This window comes from Amphritea opalescens, assembly GCF_003957515.1.
Classification (GTDB): domain Bacteria; phylum Pseudomonadota; class Gammaproteobacteria; order Pseudomonadales; family Balneatricaceae; genus Amphritea; species Amphritea opalescens.
The window spans coordinates 1-1,003 of the sequence record NZ_RQXW01000046.1; the positions used below are offsets into that span (position 1 = coordinate 1).

At 54.6% G+C, this 1,003-nt stretch carries 1 protein-coding gene; it reads left to right on the plus strand.

The window, feature by feature from the left end; genetic code table 11:
• Positions 1–1,003: Calx-beta domain-containing protein (locus EH243_RS18480; RefSeq protein ID WP_206441670.1), on the plus strand; the 1,003-nt coding region annotated here is incomplete at both ends.

The window sequence follows — 1,003 nt, forward strand, 5'->3', positions numbered from 1 at the left end:
CGCTGAGCGAGTCTAACCCTGCCTCTGCAACCGCTGGCACCGACTACACCAATGCGATGACCGTCACTGTCGTGGGTGGTACTAACGATGGCGACACGTTAACCCTCAATGGTAGTACCGTGACCGTACCGGCAGATGCCACCGGTCTGACGATTGCCGTGGACACCACCGATGATGCGGTCTATGAAGGGGATGAGACCTTCTCGATCTCTGGTCAGACTGGCAGCATGACAACGGCCACCATCGCGACAGGTACTATCACCGATGATGGTACGGGTCCTGACGGCAATGATCCGGGAACGGATCTCGATAATGATATTCCGACGCTCACGGTTAGCAGCCCAAGTGTGACCGAAGGCGGGCAGATGGAATTCAGCATCAGCCTGAGTAATCCGAGCACTGAAACTGTTAGTGTTAGTGTTGCCACGGTTGATACCGGCAGCGCTACCGATACCACGGATTACACACCAAACCTCGAATACTTTGATAGTGTCTCTGGTCAGTGGGAAGCCGTAACGGGTGACCTAAGCTTTGCGCCAGGTGAGACCTCTATTCAGGTACGTTCTGCGACGGTTTCAGATAGCATTGCTGAGGCGAATGAGACCTTTGATCTGACAGCAACAGTTACAACAGGTACAACCACGAATACCAGTGCCACAGGTACGGGTACCATTAATGATGATGATGGTGTACCAAGCATCAGCATTGCCGATGCGAGCATGGAAGAGGGCAGCACGCTGACCTTCAATGCGACGCTAACCGGCTCTTCTGCCATCGCTTACGATGTGGATCTCGCGCTGAGCGAGTCTAACCCTGCCTCTGCAACCGCCGGCACCGACTACACCAATGCGATGACCGTCACTGTCGTGGGTGGTACTAATGATGGCGACACGTTAACCCTCAATGGTAGTACCGTGACCGTACCGGCAGATGCCACCGGTCTGACGATTGCCGTGGACACCACCGATGATGCGGTCTATGAAGGGGATGAGACCTTCTCGAT